Source organism: Limosilactobacillus urinaemulieris (genome assembly GCF_932750685.1).
Classification (GTDB): domain Bacteria; phylum Bacillota; class Bacilli; order Lactobacillales; family Lactobacillaceae; genus Limosilactobacillus; species Limosilactobacillus urinaemulieris.
Genome location: NZ_CAKOBX010000003.1, coordinates 107,192 through 124,891, shown reverse-complemented (window position 1 = coordinate 124,891; position 17,700 = coordinate 107,192). Strand labels below are relative to the sequence as shown.

General features: G+C 41.4%; 17 protein-coding genes and 1 riboswitch. Of the genes, 6 read left to right on the top strand and 11 right to left on the bottom strand.

What is annotated here, in order from left to right:
- Positions 1-16 precede the first annotated feature (16 nt).
- A complete protein-coding gene (locus MR181_RS03185; protein ID WP_242334769.1) occupies positions 17-1,945 on the bottom strand; it encodes an elongation factor G in 1,929 nt (642 codons plus the stop codon).
- A gap of 9 nt (positions 1,946-1,954) precedes the next feature.
- On the bottom strand, positions 1,955-2,419 hold the full coding sequence (locus MR181_RS03180; RefSeq protein ID WP_242334766.1) for a universal stress protein: 465 nt from the start codon (positions 2,417-2,419) through the stop codon (positions 1,955-1,957).
- A 205-nt stretch (positions 2,420-2,624) separates the two neighbouring features.
- Here MR181_RS03180 and MR181_RS03175 point away from each other — a divergent pair, with 205 nt between their 5' ends.
- Both MR181_RS03175 and MR181_RS03170 read left to right on the top strand, forming a co-directional pair.
- The gene (locus tag MR181_RS03175) at positions 2,625-3,638 is read left to right on the top strand and encodes a lipoate--protein ligase (RefSeq protein ID WP_242334763.1); all 1,014 of its coding nucleotides are present in this window, start codon (positions 2,625-2,627) and stop codon (positions 3,636-3,638) included.
- Between the two features lie 97 nt (positions 3,639-3,735).
- A complete protein-coding gene (locus MR181_RS03170; protein ID WP_242334760.1) occupies positions 3,736-4,200 on the top strand; it encodes a hypothetical protein in 465 nt (154 codons plus the stop codon).
- A 460-nt stretch (positions 4,201-4,660) separates the two neighbouring features.
- Here the strand turns inward: MR181_RS03170 and MR181_RS03165 are convergent, their stop codons facing one another.
- The 3 genes from MR181_RS03165 to MR181_RS03155 form a co-directional block, all read right to left on the bottom strand.
- The gene (locus tag MR181_RS03165) at positions 4,661-5,827 is read right to left on the bottom strand and encodes an MFS transporter (RefSeq protein ID WP_191911086.1); all 1,167 of its coding nucleotides are present in this window, start codon (positions 5,825-5,827) and stop codon (positions 4,661-4,663) included.
- Positions 5,828-5,975: 148 nt separating this feature from the next.
- On the bottom strand, positions 5,976-6,833 hold the full coding sequence (locus MR181_RS03160) for an SAM-dependent methyltransferase (protein WP_242334757.1): 858 nt from the start codon (positions 6,831-6,833) through the stop codon (positions 5,976-5,978).
- Between the two features lie 9 nt (positions 6,834-6,842).
- A complete protein-coding gene (locus tag MR181_RS03155) occupies positions 6,843-7,256 on the bottom strand; it encodes a helix-turn-helix domain-containing protein (protein ID WP_102168395.1) in 414 nt (137 codons plus the stop codon).
- A 116-nt stretch (positions 7,257-7,372) separates the two neighbouring features.
- Here MR181_RS03155 and MR181_RS03150 point away from each other — a divergent pair, with 116 nt between their 5' ends.
- Positions 7,373-8,353, top strand: a complete 981-nt coding sequence (locus MR181_RS03150) for an alpha/beta hydrolase (protein ID WP_242334753.1) — start codon at positions 7,373-7,375, stop codon at positions 8,351-8,353.
- A 326-nt stretch (positions 8,354-8,679) separates the two neighbouring features.
- A complete protein-coding gene (locus tag MR181_RS03145) occupies positions 8,680-9,039 on the top strand; it encodes a DUF1304 domain-containing protein (RefSeq protein WP_369807483.1) in 360 nt (119 codons plus the stop codon).
- 207 nt (positions 9,040-9,246) lie between these two features.
- On the opposite strand, the gene MR181_RS03140 is transcribed toward MR181_RS03145, so the two are convergent.
- From MR181_RS03140 to MR181_RS03115, 6 genes are all read right to left on the bottom strand, one after another.
- Entirely contained in the window at positions 9,247-11,217 is a 1,971-nt protein-coding gene (locus tag MR181_RS03140) for a cation:proton antiporter (RefSeq protein WP_242334750.1), read from the bottom strand.
- 34 nt (positions 11,218-11,251) lie between these two features.
- On the bottom strand, positions 11,252-11,593 hold the full coding sequence (locus MR181_RS03135; protein WP_191911083.1) for a magnetosome magnetite crystal formation protein family: 342 nt from the start codon (positions 11,591-11,593) through the stop codon (positions 11,252-11,254).
- A gap of 42 nt (positions 11,594-11,635) precedes the next feature.
- Positions 11,636-12,289: an energy-coupling factor transporter transmembrane component T family protein gene (locus MR181_RS03130; RefSeq protein ID WP_242334747.1), complete on the bottom strand. Its 654-nt coding sequence runs from the start codon at positions 12,287-12,289 to the stop codon at positions 11,636-11,638.
- Positions 12,273-13,673 (bottom strand): ABC transporter ATP-binding protein, encoded by a 1,401-nt coding sequence (locus tag MR181_RS03125; RefSeq protein ID WP_242334744.1) that lies wholly within the window; start codon positions 13,671-13,673, stop codon positions 12,273-12,275. Before MR181_RS03125 ends, MR181_RS03130 begins: the two co-directional genes overlap by 17 nt.
- Positions 13,674-13,678: 5 nt before the next feature.
- Positions 13,679-14,236: an ECF transporter S component gene (locus MR181_RS03120; RefSeq protein ID WP_242334741.1), complete on the bottom strand. Its 558-nt coding sequence runs from the start codon at positions 14,234-14,236 to the stop codon at positions 13,679-13,681.
- Between the two features lie 61 nt (positions 14,237-14,297).
- Positions 14,298-14,387, bottom strand: a riboswitch (TPP riboswitch).
- A gap of 52 nt (positions 14,388-14,439) precedes the next feature.
- Entirely contained in the window at positions 14,440-15,396 is a 957-nt protein-coding gene (locus tag MR181_RS03115) for a nucleoside hydrolase (protein ID WP_242334738.1), read from the bottom strand.
- Positions 15,397-15,516: 120 nt separating this feature from the next.
- Here MR181_RS03115 and MR181_RS03110 point away from each other — a divergent pair, with 120 nt between their 5' ends.
- Positions 15,517-16,509, top strand: a complete 993-nt coding sequence (locus MR181_RS03110; RefSeq protein ID WP_242334736.1) for an NAD(P)/FAD-dependent oxidoreductase — start codon at positions 15,517-15,519, stop codon at positions 16,507-16,509.
- Positions 16,510-17,031: 522 nt separating this feature from the next.
- Complete coding sequence (locus MR181_RS03105) at positions 17,032-17,682, top strand: L,D-transpeptidase (protein ID WP_242334733.1); 651 nt, start codon at positions 17,032-17,034, stop codon at positions 17,680-17,682.
- The last annotated feature ends 18 nt before the right edge of the window (positions 17,683-17,700 follow it).

Genomic DNA, 17,700 nt, shown 5'->3' with positions numbered 1-17,700 from the left:
TTTTTCAGACCTCATTTTAGTTATCTTTTACGTGTGCAATTGCTGGGACTTGATCCCATTTAACAGGATAGCCAGCACCGTGAGCACAGAAAACAGAATCTGGAGTGTTAGGCAAATCAGCGGTTGGGTTATAGTTCGCCTTTGTAATAATCTCGTCAGCGTTATGACACTTTTGGTAGCCACTAACCGTTAATTCGAGTTGTCCTTGTCCATGAGTATACGCTCGGACTACTGATGCGTACTTGTGCATCTCGGTTACCGGGGCAGCCCCTGTAATAACGGTGGTAGGTGAATTAGAATTATTTTCGTTAAGTTTAAATGTACCGGCCATCTGCTGAATGTCGTTAATTGCGCGACCAACATGTTCCTGGCTGACAGTTAATCTGAATTGATACCAAGGCTCAAGCAGTTCACAGTTTCCGGACTGCTTAAGTTCCATCAGCCCCTGGCGAATGGCACGGGAAGTTGCTTCACGGAAATCACCGCCAACAGAGTGGACAATACTTCCGCGACCGTTAACTAGGGTAATTTTGACATCCGTTAACGGGGCGCCAATTAATACGCCCCGATGTTCCTTATCCCATAAACTGGTCATTACCTGTTCCTGCCAATTATGGTTAAGAATATCAACACTACACTCGTTAGCGAAGGATAGGCCACTTCCTGGGTTGCCTGGTTCAATTAAAAGGTGAACCTCAGCATAGTGCCGCAGTGGTTCAAAATGACCAATGCCGATTATCTTTGAAGTAATAGTTTCCTGATAAAGAATGTTTCCTTCATTGAAGGTGACATTGATCCCGTATCGCTGGTCAAGAAGTTGCTGAATGGTTTCAAGCTGGACTTCTCCCATGATTTGAAGATGAATTTCCTGAAGGTGTTCTGACCATTGAACATTAAGGTGGGGTTCTTCGTCTTCTAGTTCTCGTAATGCTAATAAGCACTTATGGGGATCAGTACCATTTAACTTAACTGCATAACTAAGAACTGGTTGAATTTCGTTGAGTGGTAAATCATCAGCAGTCCCTAATCCCTGACCCGGAAAGGTTGTGGTAGGACCGGTAACTGCGCAAACATCACCAGCTAAGATTTTCTGAACAACGGTAAACTTGGCACCGTTATAGACGCGCAATTGATTGGCCTTTTCATTTGGGAGGAGTTCTTCCTTTGCCTTGAGGTTGCCGCCAAGAACTCGAATCCAGGTAAGACGTTCTCCCTTGTTATCGTGGGAGATCTTAAAAACGCGTCCCTGAAATTCTGTCGGTAGTGATGGCTTAACGGTCCATTTCGAAAGGCCAGCGATAAAATCATCAATCCCCGTTAATTTAAGAGCTGCACCAGAATAGATTGGAAAAATCTTCCGCTGGCTAATTAATTGCTGGATTGTGTCAGCGCTAAGTTTGCCGGATTCAAGATAAGCACTTAAAACTTTATCATCGGTCATTGCGATTGACTCAGTTGTGTCAGCAGTTAGTGGTTCAGAGAAGGGTAAGCAGGCAGGAGAAAATTCTGCCTGTAATTCTTGAATTACTTGGGCTGGGTCAGCACCAACGACGTCTGTTTTATTGATAAAAATAAAGGTTGGAACTTGGTACTTCTCTAGGAGTCGCCATAGTGTTCGGGTAGAACCCTGAATTCCATCAGTTGCTGAGACAACTAGAATAGCGTAGTCGAGAACGGGGAGCACCTGTTCAGTTTGCCCCGCAAAATCAACGTGTCCTGGAGTATCGAGCAGGGTGAGGTGGAAATCGTCATAAGTGACGCTTGCTTGATGCGAAAAGATAGTGATTCCGCGTTGCTTTTCAAGGGTGTTCGGATCAAGAAAAGAGTCACCATTATCAACCCGTCCCAGTTGTCGTTGTGTTCCTCCACGGTAAAGAAGCGCTTCTGAAAGGGTTGTTTTTCCTGCGTCAACGTGGGCGACAACTCCTGCGACAATTTTTTTCACGAGCTCCTCCTAATTATTATCTTCTGTCCGAACAACAAGAACATCACAGATGGCATTACGGTTAACGTAATTAGTAACTGAACCAAGAACAAACCGTTCAACGCTTGAGAGCCCCGTAGTACCAATAGCAATTAAATCGTTATGGTGATCCTTGGGGAAGTCCTCAGCAATGACTCGTTTGGGATTACCGAAACGAATGTGGATACTAACGTCAAGAAGCCCCATTTTCCAAGCACGCATTTTAAGATCCTTTAAGCGTTCTTTAGTGGCTTCCACTAAGCTATAAGTTTGATCGCTGCTGACCGTTGTATCGGTAATGTAGCCGTCAGTAATTTGGCCTACTTGTTCAATCGTGAGAAGATCCAGGTGGGCATGATTTTGAAGTGCAGACTTAACTGCCGCTGTTAACACGGGGATGGTTGCTTTTGAACCATCGATTGCCGCAACAATGTTTTGATATTGCATATCCTTCATCGAACTTACTTCCTTTCGAACTCGTTACTTTAATTATAAATGTTTATCTTAAATCGCAGTTAATAAAAAGATAATTTTAGTAAAATTAATCTCCATGATTGAAAACGGTTGCAAATAGGACTAAACTTTAAAAGTAGATTAAAGGACAATTTACCGAATTTAGTCTAATAATAATTAGAATCTTCACAAAGGAGTTGCAGTTAATATGCGATATGTTTCAATGACTTCCCATAATATTGGGATGAACTTAGCAACCGAACAGTACTTGATGAATGATAAGGATTTTGGTCGGGAACCATTAGTACTTTTCTATTATGAAGAACCATGCATCATTGTTGGACGGAACCAGAATACTCTTGAGGAAATTAACCAAGATTACGTTAAAGAGCATAATATTCGGGTAACCCGGCGGCTTTCCGGTGGTGGTGCCGTTTATCAAGATCTCGGTAATCTCTGTTTTAGTTTTGTTGTCCCAAGTGATAGTGAAGAATTCGGTGACTTTAAGTCCTTTACCCAACCAATTGTTGATGTTCTGCATAAAATGGGGGCAACGACTGCAGAAGTTAGCGGACGAAATGATATTCTAGTCGATGGTAAGAAGTTTTCTGGTAACGCAATGTACTCACGGAATGGTAAGACGTTCTCTCATGGGACATTGATGTTGAATGTTGATCTGAGCGTCGTTGCGGATGCCCTCCACGTTGCCAAGGATAAGATCGCATCAAAGGGAATTAAGTCAGTTCGGTCACGGGTTACTAACTTACGTCCATTCCTTGATAAGGAATATCAGGACATTGATGTGCCAACTTTCCGTGATGATTTGATTAAGGGACTCTTTCACGTGGATAGTTTAGACGAAATTAAGGATAAGCAATACGTGGTTACTCCAGAAGATCAAAAGGAAATTGATAAGATTTATGAACAGTACTATAACAACTGGGATTGGGTCTACGGTAAGTCTCCTGAATTTACCATTAAACGGCGGAAGCACTTCGACATGGGGACAATTGATGCCCGGTTTGATGTTAAAGATGGTGTGATTAAGAATGTAAAGTTCTACGGTGACTTCTTTGGTCCACAAGATATTAATGAATTAGCGGTCAAACTTCAGGGAATTAAGTATGACCATGACGCAATTGCAAAGGTTTTGAATGAGAATGGTACCCAGCAATACATTACTGGAATTCCAACGGATCAAATTGCGGATCTATTGGCTTAATTGAGCTTTACCACGATCTTTAGTAAAATGTGGTTGATTGATCATTTCCGGATGGTGGATTAACCACATTTTTTGATCCGGTAAGGAGAGACGGAATATGAAATTAACAGTTGCAGATTATTTAGATCAGGTTGTTGGTAACAAGGTGCTGATTACAGAAAATGAGACAACCGCATCAAAAGCTCAACAAAAGACAATACTAAAAAAAGCAATCGAGACAGTGATCGAAGCGTTGGATACAGGACATTTAGGAAAGTATCAAATTACTATTAGGGTCAAGAAAGGCGATCCAGTGTTTTTTCATCTTGATACCAACCTGATTAATATCCCAATGGCAGAAGCTGAACGACTAGACGGCAAGCTTTTGGATAAGGAGATTAGCTACCCGGTAAACCTCTATATGGTAATGGAGAGTGAGGATGTTAATAAGTCTGGACTACGAATCGATGAGTTAGCTAATGAAACCGACTTATCAGGAAGTATTGATCCCCTTGTTGAGCGGCTTCAAGAGTGGCTTGCTGAGCATCTTGCCGATGTGATGGAAGCACGAGCAGAGGCATAAGACTTGCGCAAATAGCTCACTCGTGTTAAATTATATTTTGCGATGAGTCGAGAGGTCTGGTAGCAACCCAAATAGCTACCATAAGACATTTCGAATGTGGGGCACAAAACTCACCGGATTGTGAGGTGCCTGGAAATGGTCGGAGTGGACACTGACTAGTTTCCTGAGATAGTATCAATACACGTAGCGGACCTAGAGTTGTTAATGCAGCTCTAGGTCCGCTTTTTCTTTTTACCTAATTGCTAGCTTTCTTTGTTGAAAGGGCTTACAATAAAAACGAGGGGTGATCGAAATGAGAGAATGGTATTTCTTTGGTTACTTTGTTTTGTTCGTTCTTCTGTTATTCGCATATTGTACGTTTATCCACTAAAAAATATTTTAATATTTAATAATAGAAAGAAGCTGACGAATCCTTTTGTTTTCGTCAGCTTCTTTCTATTATTGAAATGAATGTTGATCTTTAAAAACGCATTCCAGTATATTTCTTACTTAGAACTAAGACGAGGATTGTTGCGGCAAGACCATAAACAGCACCGACGTAGCCTAAGTTGCGCATCGGCAAAAAGGCTACTGCTTGGGAAGCGGTGAATGATCCAAGAGAAATCCCAATGTTAGCGAAGATCGAGTTAAGGGATGAAGCAAGATCTAACGACTGCGGATACTCTTTTTCAGCAATATCAAGGAACATTAGCTGAGTTGAAGAACCATAGGAGGAGAAGGCAACACAAAGTAATGCGACGATGATAATAGCAATCCACTTGAATGAGAGCAGCGGTCCAAATAAGAGGTAGAGGATCGTCATTGCAATGTAAATTCCGCCTAACCGGTGAATCCCGCCATTATCGGCAATGTAGCCACCAAACTTGTTCCCGATGATAAAGAAGATTCCCATACCGAATAGCAACCAGTTTAGCCAGGTGTTACTAAAGCCCATTTCATTAGTGATTAATGGCCGGATGTAAGTATAGATAGTGTAATCGGCGGCACAGACCGTAACAATAAAGATAACCCCAAGCAGGACCCGTGTATCTTTTAAGAGGGTGAATTGTTTGCTTAAAGTACTCTTGAATTGTGGTGTGTCTTTTGGGACCAGCCAGATTAAAGAAATAAAGACAAAAATTGTTAAACCAGAAATCATCCAGAAACTGTCGTGCCATGAGAAAGTAGTACTGATTACCGTACCAATTGGAATCCCAATAACGGAGGCAATACTAAAGCCAGCAAAAACCCAGGAAACCAGACTGGCCCGCTTTTCCCGTGGTGCTACAAAACTAGCCATTACTAACACGATTGAAATAATTGCTCCGGCAACAGTAGCCGTTAGCACCCGTGAGAAGAGCATTGAAATAAAGTTGCTAGCAAGGGCAGTCCAGGTATTACCAATAAAAAATACCACCATCAAGGCCAGCAAAACATGGTGTCGTCGCCAGCGGTTCGCGAGTGATGTAATAATTGGGGTGAAAATAGCATAAACAAGTGCAAAGACAGTTACGAGCAGTCCAAGCGTTGATAATGAATCGTGGTACTGGTGTGCAATATCGGGAAGGACCCCAACGATCATGTATTCATTACAACCGAGCATAAACGCAACAAACACGAATAAAATTGATTGAAGACGGTATCTCATTGTATTCAACCCTTACTGAACGACAGAATGCCGGACAGATTTCCTTTCTTTAAAAATTCCAAACTTGCAATATTGTATCGAATAATAACTTGAATTACTAGGGCATCCACAAAAAAAGACCCGCCACTAAAAAGTTTGCGGTCTTTAGTTACTTCGCGAGATAAATTTGCTCGTCAATTAAATCGAATGAATGAAGTTGCCGGTTAACCTTTTGCAAAGCTTCATCCTGACTTAACTGGGCATTATGCCAAAATGCTTTTGAGTTAGTTGCGCCATTTTTCTCACCGATCACGAGAAGGTTAATTTCTGGATAATCTTTTCTGAGAAGTTGGAGAACTTCCCAATCGGTTTCCTGCTTATCTGGTGCCCAGGACATAATGACGAACTTAACCTGATTACCATATTTTTTAATTGCCTCAATGGCATCTAACTTTTCAATCTGGGTGACAGGATGTTTCCCGGTTTCGTTCTCCTTTGTCCAGGCTTGGCTATCGGTAGTAAAAATCTTTTCCGTAGCGTTATTATTCCGGATCCCCTTAGAGATATAACCGTTTCCAGCCATAATTTCGAGAACTGGATCACCATTTAAGTATTCCGCTAATGCCTTGGCAAAGGGAGCATTGACGTATGACCACATGCCATAAGTATCTTCAAGGTAGTCACGAAAATTACGAAGGGCTTTATCTAACTTAGGAAGGGTTGCTGAATATTTATTCCATAAAGCGTCACCCCGTGGATCGCCCTTTGGATAATGTTGGTTAACGTACGTGAATACTTGATCTTGAATGTCATCAGGAAGAAGAAGATGAGGTAATGGTTGTGGTAAGAGACCGTTTTTAAGTAGCCGGTCACTTTCCAAGGCGTTATTAATTAAGAATTTAACTTCCGGAAAAGGATCAAATAGGTCACGATATTGAGTAAGCTCTTCAATATATTTGGGCTGCTGAAGAGTTTTCTGGGCCTTCTTGACCCGTTTCTTAAGCTTCTTTAATTGCTTTGGGTTCATAATAACTCCTTACTTTAGCTTCAAATTAAGCTGTTCTTGTTTTCCATAGAATTTGTCAGTATCAAGACGGTTATTTCGCCCCTTTAAATAACCATCGATCAGTTGGAAAATTTCGTAACGGTCGTCGCTACCAATATCAGTTTGGTTAAAGGTTAAATTGCGAGCTGAAATTAATAGTTTAGCGAGGTCAAAATCATCTCGATCTGACTTTCCGGTAAGGTAGTCAAGACTGACATCAAAGAACTCGGCAAGCTTGCGGGCTTCAATGTAAGATGGCGTCCGGATTCCCCGTTCCCAGTTACCAATTTGTGAAGCGGTATTCGGCTTTTCGTTGGGGCCGAGGTTTTGGTTAAGGTGTTCAGCTAATTCTTTTAATGTGATCTTTTGCCCTTTACGTAAGGCGCGTAATCTTTCTGGAAACATCAAGTCACTCCCTTTAATACTAACCTTTATTTTAACATTGGAAGCCACGTTTCGTGGAAAAATGTGCAATTAAAAATATTCTGTGATAAAATCATGACCGTTAATAAAAATACAACATGGGGTTAATTATTTTGAGCTTACAAAAAAAGAAACAAAAACATTGGGTACGTCGCGGGATAGTCACGGTATTAGTAGTACTTGGGATTACGCTTTTTGGCGCAGGATCTTATTTTTTCCACGTTGGAATGGTTCCGGGGCATAAGTCATTCGTTAATAATAACCAGCGAATCGAAAAAAGCGATCCGCTATATGACCAGAAGATGTGGTTTAAACATGCTAAAAAACAGCAATGGACAATGAAATCTGCCACTAAAGATTACCGGTTGGTGGCGGATTATATTCCTGCGAGTCACCAAACGACTAAGAACGTGGTAATTCTTCATGGCTTTATGGGAAATAAAGAAAAGATGGGTGAGTATGCGGCGCTGTTTCACCAGATGGGGTACAACGTTTTGATGCCGGATGCCCGTGCGCATGGTCAAAGTCAGGGGAAATATATTGGCTATGGCTGGCCGGAGCGTTATGATGTCCGCAAGTGGACGCAAAAACTGATTACCCATAATGGTCGAAATAGCCAGGTTGTAATATATGGAGTCAGCATGGGTGGGGCCACAACGATGATGACGAGTGGTCTTCACATGCCAAAACAAGTGAAGGCCTATGTTGAAGATTGTGGATACAGCAGTCTTAATGACGAGCTTAATTATGAGGCTGGCAATTTATATAACATTCCAACACCAATTCGTTGGCCATTAATTAAAACCCTTAGCTTAATCAATCGGGTTCGTAACGGCTTCTTTACCGGTGAGGCTAGTTCCGTTAATAGTCTGCACCATAATCATTTGCCAATGCTCTTCATTCACGGGAGTAATGACCATTTTGTACCAACCAACATGGTGTATTCCAACTATCGGGCTACGCAGGGACCTAAGCAATTATGGGTTGTTAACGGTGCCTCCCACGCTTCTTCCTTCGCCCACGCTCCCCAATCCTACCGCCACCATCTTGAAAAGTTTTTGGAGAGATATGTAAAGTAGAGTGTCTTCGCCCCAAAGAGTTTCCGAAAAGCTAGCAATTTCTCCTGACGAAGGCGACTTGCGCCTAGGAAGGAGGTTGCTAGCTCTAGGAAACTCGGGCGAAGCACGTTTAAAATAGAGTGTGAAGCCGTTAAAAACTTCCGGTGGCTAACGATTTCTCCACCGAACGGCGATAAGTCGTCGGAGGTGGAGGTCGTTAGCTCTAGCGAGTTCCGAGGGAGCAGATCTTGACTATATTACCTAGCCAGAAGTTGCGGTCACGGCAAACGCATTTCAACAATGTTATAATTAACCGTTAAAGCAAAAACGGATAGGAGAATCAAAAATTGGGAATTGCATTTGAAATCGTTACAATCTTAATTGGAATTGAACATCTGGGAATTATGGTACTGGAAATGTTTGCTAGTCCTGCCAAACAGGCTAAAGCGTTTGATATGGAAGAATCTTTTCTCCGACAAAAGGCCGCGAGAGTTTCGATGGCAAATCAGGGAATCTACAACGGGATGCTTGGAGCATTATTAATTGTCAGTCAGTTTATTTTCCCGGGGATCACGGCGATCATGGTAGGACGCTTATTACTTATTTTCGTTGCAGTCGTTGGGTTATATGGTGCCTTAACCGCTACAAAGAAAATTTGGCTATTCCAATTTATTCCAGCGGTAATTGGATTGATCTTATCGCTTTAAACAACTGAGAGGCTGAGAAAAAACAAAACGTTTTTTCTCAGCCTCTTGCCATTACCGATAATTTCGCGATTTACTGAGTCTAATCGCGGAAATCAAGCAGAGCCCTAGTGTCTAGTTGAGAACGGAGAACGGTTCTAATCGAACCAACCGCCGTTCTCAACTAGCCATACGGACTCTTAAAAAAAGCTTGATTTCCAGCTTTATTTTTTATTCCATTGATTGAACCATTACAAGTTCATCAGTTGAAATTTGTTCATTAAGCGCGTTAGCAAGTGATTGGGAGAATTTACCGTCAACGAGACATTGTTGAACATACGAGTGCTCTAACTGAAACGCTTCAACAAAGAGCGCATTTATTCTATCGGCATCAACTCGTGAATCACGGTTGAAAAAGTGCGATCGTTGAAGGTAGGCTCGACGAATCATTGTAATTTCATTGACGTTTTTAGGGGTTTGAATTGTATCAAGGTACTTATTAACACGTTGGTTAAGAAGGTTAAAAACTTCTTTAAATGATAAAAACTGGTCAGGATGAAGTTGGTGCTGTTCAAGCTGACGACGATGTTGCGCTTGGACTTTGCCGTTACGGTGCCGGATAATTCGCCACTTAATGCGGTGAATAACAGTGGAAATAAAGGACATGAAAGTATGATTTCCGGTGTTGTAAATTGAACGAGCAACAATTCGGGAATACCATTCTGCTTGTCGTTCAGAAATTTTTTCCTCTTCAGCGAGTTGCTCGATGACCGCTAGTTCTAATTGGTGAGACTTACGAGCAATTTTCTCGAAAACATCAGTATTGATACGGTGGTACTGGGTCATCTGACTGCTTAACTGATCCATAATGATCGCTTTTTCAGCGCGATCCTCAGTATTTGATTTTAGTTCATTGATTGCATGTTGAACTGTTTTTACTAAGGCACTATGAAATTCCGCTGCACTGTAGTCATTAGCTTTTCGTGGAAGAATCATCGGAAAGGCAATTGCGCCAACAATGATACTGGTTAGAATTACCAATGCCGAGATGAGGATAATTGAATTACGGAAAGCAAATTGATGACCGCTAACAATAATCGGCAGGGAGAACGCTAAAGAAAGCGTAATGGTTCCGTGAACTCCTCCTAAAGCAAGCAACCAACTATCACGGTTAAGCTCTTCCTTTGGTGAATGCAGGTTAACTAACCGCCAACGAGCCCAGGCATACCGAAGAACTAACATTATTAGGAAAAGCATTACCGAGAGACTAATTAGTTTTAAGAGGTTAGCGGGTGTTGTTCGACCAATTACTTGAGGAATTAATAATCCCAGGAGAACGAAGACAATTCCGTTTAGTGCATCACTAATAATTGACCAGATTGTCTTTGTTGCCATTTGAACCTTGGCAGAAGTCAAGCGTAACCGATCATAGAGAATACTATGAACAACTCCTGCGGAAACAACCGCTAAGATCCCAGAAAAGTGACACTCTTCAGCTAACCAGTAAATAACAACTGGAGTCATAACGTTAATCGGGATCACAATTGAACCGATATCAACGTGCCGACTCATTAATTTCATTCGCAGAGTAATCAGGAGGTTACCCAGAATTGCCCCGAAGATGATTCCACCGAAGAAAACGTAAGAGAAGTACCAAATCCCGTGAGCAAGTGAAAAAGTTCCGGAGGTAAAAGCAGCAAGCGCAAGGTCCAACAGAACGATTCCTGAAGCATCGTTAAAGAGGGACTCAACCTCCAAAGTCGTATTAACATTTTCAGGCATCATTACGTTAGTGGTTAACGACTTTACGGCGACGGCATCGGTTGGCGTAATAATTGCCGCTAGCATAAAGGCAAGGGGCAGAGTAAACAGCTTAGGGAAAGCTAAATGAAGGGTTGCCCCGATAATAATTACAGCAACAAGTGCAAAGCCGACACTTAACGACAGGATATTTCTAACGTTTTTTGATAAAACTCTAAACGACTGATTTTGACCGTCATTAAACATTAATGGAGCAATAACCGCCATCATGAATAATTCTGGATGCATTGTAAAATCAGTGGCGGTGGTTGGTAGGGATGCCATCAAAATTCCGGCCACAATCTGGTAGATTGATAACGGGATTTTCGGATAAATTAGGTGAATAATATTAGCGATAACAACGGCAGTCAATAATAGAAAGATTGTAAAAATCGTATTCATTTACTTACTCAACTCCTTCTAAAAGACTGCTAAATTATTCACGACCAAGAAGAACTTTCACTGCCATTGCAATATTGTAAATATAAAGGATTAATGCAATTAACAGGGCAAAAGTTAATAGGATCCCGCTGAATGCGCCCAGGTTGGTAACTATTGAATGCCAAGCTGCTACGCTAATGAAAAGGAAGCAGAAGATAATGTATAGTAATGGGAAAATTTGCGTCCAAAAGGCTAACTTAGCTTGGTGCTTAACCCAGGGATTATCGCTTCCGGCAACAATCCAGACAATTAGTGGGAAAATTACCGGAAGGAAAAGAATACTGAGGTACGAAAGAGCCCCAATGATTCGTTTTGATAAACTAATATCGTTATTCATAGTGAAAATCTCCAATCATTTTTCTTCATTATGCCTGATCTATTACGGGAGTGCAATTAGCAGGAATTGGAGAACGGTGATGCTAATTATTAATATTGCCCAATCAGACCAAGAAATAGGGATTTGAACAGTGTGAGTCCGTGGCTGTCCTTCACGAAAACCGTGAGTCTCCATTGCCTGGGCTAGTTGATCTGACCACCTAATAGCTGAAAGAATTGCTTTGAAGTAAAGGGGTGGTGACCACCAGTGAAGGTTAATTCCACGCATTTTTCCGGCAACCCTAATTGAAATAACGGTTCGCTTAATTCGTGGCAAAATGTTTAATGCTGCTAAAGTACCATAAGCGAATTTACTGGGAAGATGGCAGTTCTGTTCTAATGATCGCGCTAGGGCAAGAGTTGAGGTTGTAAAAGTCATTACTCCGCCAGCAAAAACATAAACGTAAAAGCGGCTTACCATACTCCATCCAGTAAGCCAGCTATGCCCTGGACCATATCCACCAATAGTGATCAGAACAGCAACTCCAGGAATTAAGGGGATCAGCATTAGCCACATAAAGCGACGCCATGTTAGGTGGTGACAGAGGAGAACGATCAAAAGACAGACGATCAGGATTAGGTTTACATAAAGCTGATTTGTAAAGCTAATCTCAAGTGAAATGAGGAGAAGGAGGAGAAGTTTAATAATGGGATTCATTTTGTGATCCTCCTTGGTATGAAAGCTGCTGATTAGTAAGGTTGAGGTGATAATCAACTACGCCAGCTAAGTAATCCAATTGGTGACTCACAATTAGCAAGGTTTGCGGAAAGGATTGCTTACTTTGTTCAATAAGTGCCAGTAACTTTTGTAATGATTGATGATCAAGACCAGCAAAGGGCTCGTCCATTAGCAAAATTTCCTGCCCCATTACCAACATGACAAGGTTTTGGATGAGTTTTCGCTGACCACCACTCAGTGAATAAATAATTCTTTGACTAATGTCAGGTAAACCGACCATTGCTAAAAGCTCTTTTGTCGTTTTTTGAGTTAAAAACGGATTACGACCGTTCTTGATGCTTAACATTAATTCTTCACTGACAGTAACGTTTAAGAACTGCTGATTAGTTTCTTGGAAAATTAGACCAACTTTAGAATAATATTTCCCGGGGAATATTTTTTTGATATTTTGCCCCTTATACGTTATTTCTCCCTGATAAGGAGTTAGTTTAGCGATTGACTTAAGGAAAGTTGACTTTCCCGCACCGCTAGACCCAGTTAATAAGGTAACCTTATTCTGAATGATATTAAAGCTGGTAGGGTTAATAAGGGGAGTTTGATTACGACTTACGGCATAGTCTTTTAATTTCATGACGACATTGGCAGTTAGTGGCGGTATCTTGGTGATGAGATTGGTACTATGTTGGTGATCAGCATTGTTTAACAGTGTCGAGCTATCATGAGGTGAAAGCAGTGAGGCTTCAGAATTGTGAAACTGGACAACAAGCTGACTAAATTTTTGGTAATTGTGGAGATCATGATCGCTGATAATGATCGTTGTACCCTTTTCATTTTGCAGTTGGGTTAGCTTTTGAAGGAGAAACTGCCGGTTAGCTTCATCAATACTTGAAAAAGGTTCGTCTAGTAAAATAATCTCTGCCTTCATTGCAATTGTAATTGCCAACGCAACCCGCTGTAGTTGACCGCCAGAAAGGGTAGTTAGTTTCTGCTGGGCGAGCTTTTCTAAGCCGACAAAAGTTAACGCACTTTTTACCTGTTTATTGATCTCTTCGTGGGGAACTTGAAGATTTTCTAGGGTAAATTCTAATTCATGTTGTGGCGTATCCATTGTGAATTGCATTGCCGGATCTTGAAAGAGCATTCCAACTCGTTGTCCGTGGGGAATGGCGACTTTTCCTGAACACTTGCCACCATATTTTGGAAGTAAGCCAGCAATCACTTTTAGCAGGGTTGTTTTTCCGCTACCAACGGGTCCACTAAAGATGATTGAAGTATGAAGTGGTAACTCAAGGGAGACATCGTTAAGAATTGGCTGATCACCGTCATATGAGAATGTCAGGTGTTGAATAGCGATTGATTCCATTTATTTTACCTCGGAAGGACGTGACTTCTGTTTAACAGGTTAATAATGAGCTTAACGAGAACACCGGTGAAGAAAAACATTGATAACCAGCGAACAATTAACATCACAATTAACATTGAAAATGGGAAATGGCTGTAACCATTCCGGAACCAGTCCCAAACAAATGTCAGGATCGTGGTAGTGGTTGCGGAGAGAAGCAAGGTCACCCAATTGTATATTTTATAAAGCGTTAAGGTAAAACCAAGCTCAGTCCCGGCCCCTTGAACCAGTCCCGAGAGCAGAGTGGTTACGCCCCATTGATCACCAAGGAGCATCTCCACAACGGCACTGAGAAATTCACCGAGAAATGAGGCACCGGGAAGTCGGAGCATAAAACCAGCTAACGGGCCAGCCATACACCAAATGCCTAATGTAATATCGTTAGCCATTGGCCCATAGCCAAAGGGAGTCAGGGCAATTGTTAAGCCGTTATAAAGCAGACCGGTTGCTAAGTAGATCACTCCAAAAACGATTCCGATGATTGCTAAGAGAATAATATCCTTTAAGTGAAATTGATGAAACATAATAATTCCTTTCTTGGGGAAAGAAAAAGAACCGTGACAAAAATGTCATGGTCCCTTAAATGGTTGATTGAAAACGCGCTTCCTTCGCTAGCATTATCTAGACAGGTTCAATGGGTCTAATCTCAGCCAAGTGGCACCCCAGACATATAAATTTCTTTTGTTGTTATCATCATACAACAAAAACAGGTTCTTCGACAGTTAATTTAGTGATTAGCTAAAAGATTAATCAGGTGGTTCATAAAGACAGGGACAAATCGTTCTTGGTTAACGTTAATTGCCACCTTGACATTTGGGTGGCGAGCATTCAGCCGTGCTTTATCGCCGATTGTTCGGGCATAGTTGTGCTTGTTAGTAATAACCTTCATTGGCAGGGCAAGAGTGGTTACAAATGATGGGTCAATTGCCACACCAACTGCCAGTGGATCGTGAATTGCGCAGCCGTGCTTATCAATTCCTAACCGGTAATAGGCGTCAATGTAGAAGTCAGTAAGGTCAGCATAGGCAGTGCCAGCTGGTGTTCCCAAATTGCGCCACTGTTGAGTTTCTTTTTTTGTGAGAAGGGTCCGTAAAGTAACGTCAAGACCAACCATTGTAATTGGTAATGGACTAGTAAAGACCTCATTAGCTGCTTCAGCATCTTGATTGATATTTGCCTCAGCAACATCGCTAACGTTTCCTTCAACTGTCAGCGCCCCGCCCATTAGAGTAACGTTACCGATTAATTGGCTGATCTGTGGATCGCGATGTAGTGCAGCAGCAAGATTCGTCAATGGACCGGTAGGAACGATAATGAGGTCTTTATTATATTGATGGGTTGCTTCAATAATAAAGTCGACACCATCTTTAGGTTGAACTCGGTGGGATGGTTTGGGAAGTGAAATATCACCAATCCCGTTGCTTCCATGGATCTCCTTACTAACCTGCATGACTGTAAAATGGTCAGTAGTGCTTGAATGGCTAAGTCCCTTAAAAACGGGGACATCTTGGCCGAGTAATTCAAGAAGCTGTAATGAGTTTTTAGCGGTTTGCTCTAGCAAGTTATTACCATAAGAGGCGACAACCCCGATTAGGTCAATGTTTGGGTCAGCAATTGCATATGCAAGAGCTAACGCATCATCAACCCCCGTATCTAGATCTAAGATCATTTTTTTGGTGGCCATGATATTTTCCTCCAGTTAGTTATTTATGTTAATAATAGCTAAATGATAGCGGCCCCGCAATTTTAATTTCAGTGAAAATCAATTACAATAAGAAAAAAGAACAGAGAGGAGCCATTACGAATGGCAAAAATGTATGACATTACAATTATTGGTGGCGGCCCCGCAGGAATGTTTGCGGCCTTTTATTGTGGACTCCATGAATTAAATGCCCAATTGATCGAAAGCCTACCTCAACTTGGTGGCCAAGTTAATGCCCTCTATCCGGAAAAACAAATCTGGGACGTTGCAGGACTTCCAGGAGTTACGGGGCACGAATTAATAAGTCAGCTCCAAAAGCAACTTGCTGTAGCTCCGGTCGACCAGTTTACGGATGAGACCGTTGAGGATGTTGTAAAGGAAGCAGACGGAACGTTTACGGTTAAGAGTGCAGGTCGCATTTCGCATTCCCGCGCGATTGTGATCGCATTAGGAAATGGTGCATTTAAGCCCCGAAAGTTAGCTCTTGATGGGGCGGATGAAATTGAGGGACACCAGCTTCACTACTTTGTTACTCATCGCGATGACTTTACTGACAAACGAGTAGCGGTTCTGGGTGGCGGTAATTCAGCCATTGACATTGCATTAATGCTTGAACCCGTAGCTAAACAGGTTTCACTAGTTCACCGTCGAGATCAGTTCCGGGGAATGGAACATTCTGTTGCGCTCTTAAAGAAGTCAAGCGTGGATTTGGTTACACCATTTTTGCCGAAGGGACTTCGAGTGGAGGACGATCAATCCGTTACGTTGAAATTAAAGAAGATGCGGAGCGATGAAATGGCAAGTCTGAACGTTGATCGGCTTGTGGTTAACTATGGGTTTACGTCAAACAATGCGGCACTTGATCAATGGTCGCTTAATTTAGCCGCTGAGCGAAACCTGATTAAGGTTGATTCAACGATGCAGACAAATATTGAAAATGTTTATGCGATTGGGGATGGGATTACCTATCCTGGGAAGACCGCACTAATTGCAACTGCTTTTGGTGAAGCGCCGACCGCAATTACGGCTCTTGCCAAGAAACTTTACCCGACTAAACGGTTAGCAACTCACAGTTCATCAATGAAGATTGGTTAATTTCTGCGATTAGACTCTGTAAGTTTAGAAAATGTTGAAAAATAAAGACAGGGAAAAACATTTTGTTTTTCCCTGTCCCGCAATTTTAGAGGCGTTAAAATAGGTCAAGAAGTAATTTGAAAAGGTAACAGATGTTTAGAATAATCCAAAATTTAAAGAAGATCCCCCATGTGATGATTGCTAATTGAAAATGGCAAAGATCATAGATGATCACGAGAGAAATAAAGAGGATGTTTCCTCGCAGGATATCCTTTGACCATTTATGGGTGACGATGTATGTCCAAAAATTGCTAAAAAGACTACTAATATTTTGCATAGGGCTGATCTCCAATTAAATTAAGTTAGCACAAATCACCGCAACGATAAAAAAGAAAATTGCGGTAAGATAGCTGAGCTTCAAATTTTGACGCATTTTGTTACCTCTTGATTACTCATTTAAAATACGATTGATTATCTAATAGTCTATAATATAATAGAAATGATTTTATTGGTAGTTGAATTAAAAGGGGTAAGGTAAAATCAATGAAAAAAAGTAGATACGTTATTTATGCGTTATTCTGCCTAATTATTGCCATTTTTGGTGTTCATTCAAGCTTAAAGACTAGTGCAAACGATCAGGGGAGCACGGCAGCTACTACCGTTACAAAAACGATTGCACAAAAGTCAGCAGCATCTTCTAATTCTAGCAGTCAGATGCGGACACCAATTGATTGGCAAAAGTCTTCTGAAACCAAGGTATATCCTAATTTGAGCAAGGTTAAGCACTTATGGATCAAGGTCAATTTAAAGACTAACCGCACCTATTTGTATGATGGTAATCACGTGATCTACACAATGTATTCAACTGGTGGGATTTATAAAAAAGATCCTAAAACAGGTAAAATGAAAAGTATGACACCAACGGGTACTTTTTATGTTCAACAGGAACGGGGAAATAGTTTTTATAACGCGCGATTAAAAGAAGGCGCTAACTACTATACTTCCTGGTTAAACCATGGAGAATATTTGTTCCACAGTGTTCCAACAAATGCAGACGGGTCATATAATAAAAAGGAAGCTGCTAAGTTAGGAAAATCCACAGGCTCACATGGTTGTATTCGGTTGTCAGTGGCAGATGCTAAATGGATGGAAGAGAATTTACCAGTAGGAACAAAAGTTGAAATAGTTGGTTAAAAGCAACTGATTGGAGAA

What these genes read in the sequence shown, in the direction of transcription:
- MR181_RS03180 (WP_242334766.1), bottom strand. Translation starts at nt 2,419, where the DNA reads ATGAAGGATATGCAATATCAAAACATTGTTGCGGCAATCGATGGTTCA.
- MR181_RS03175 (WP_242334763.1), top strand. Translation starts at nt 2,625, where the DNA reads ATGCGATATGTTTCAATGACTTCCCATAATATTGGGATGAACTTAGCA.
- MR181_RS03170 (WP_242334760.1), top strand. Translation starts at nt 3,736, where the DNA reads ATGAAATTAACAGTTGCAGATTATTTAGATCAGGTTGTTGGTAACAAG.
- MR181_RS03165 (WP_191911086.1), bottom strand. Translation starts at nt 5,827, where the DNA reads ATGAGATACCGTCTTCAATCAATTTTATTCGTGTTTGTTGCGTTTATG.
- MR181_RS03160 (WP_242334757.1), bottom strand. Translation starts at nt 6,833, where the DNA reads ATGAACCCAAAGCAATTAAAGAAGCTTAAGAAACGGGTCAAGAAGGCC.
- MR181_RS03155 (WP_102168395.1), bottom strand. Translation starts at nt 7,256, where the DNA reads ATGTTTCCAGAAAGATTACGCGCCTTACGTAAAGGGCAAAAGATCACA.
- MR181_RS03150 (WP_242334753.1), top strand. Translation starts at nt 7,373, where the DNA reads ATGGGGTTAATTATTTTGAGCTTACAAAAAAAGAAACAAAAACATTGG.
- MR181_RS03140 (WP_242334750.1), bottom strand. Translation starts at nt 11,217, where the DNA reads ATGAATACGATTTTTACAATCTTTCTATTATTGACTGCCGTTGTTATC.
- MR181_RS03135 (WP_191911083.1), bottom strand. Translation starts at nt 11,593, where the DNA reads ATGAATAACGATATTAGTTTATCAAAACGAATCATTGGGGCTCTTTCG.
- MR181_RS03130 (WP_242334747.1), bottom strand. Translation starts at nt 12,289, where the DNA reads ATGAATCCCATTATTAAACTTCTCCTCCTTCTCCTCATTTCACTTGAG.
- MR181_RS03125 (WP_242334744.1), bottom strand. Translation starts at nt 13,673, where the DNA reads ATGGAATCAATCGCTATTCAACACCTGACATTCTCATATGACGGTGAT.
- MR181_RS03120 (WP_242334741.1), bottom strand. Translation starts at nt 14,236, where the DNA reads ATGTTTCATCAATTTCACTTAAAGGATATTATTCTCTTAGCAATCATC.
- MR181_RS03115 (WP_242334738.1), bottom strand. Translation starts at nt 15,396, where the DNA reads ATGGCCACCAAAAAAATGATCTTAGATCTAGATACGGGGGTTGATGAT.
- MR181_RS03110 (WP_242334736.1), top strand. Translation starts at nt 15,517, where the DNA reads ATGGCAAAAATGTATGACATTACAATTATTGGTGGCGGCCCCGCAGGA.
- MR181_RS03105 (WP_242334733.1), top strand. Translation starts at nt 17,032, where the DNA reads ATGAAAAAAAGTAGATACGTTATTTATGCGTTATTCTGCCTAATTATT.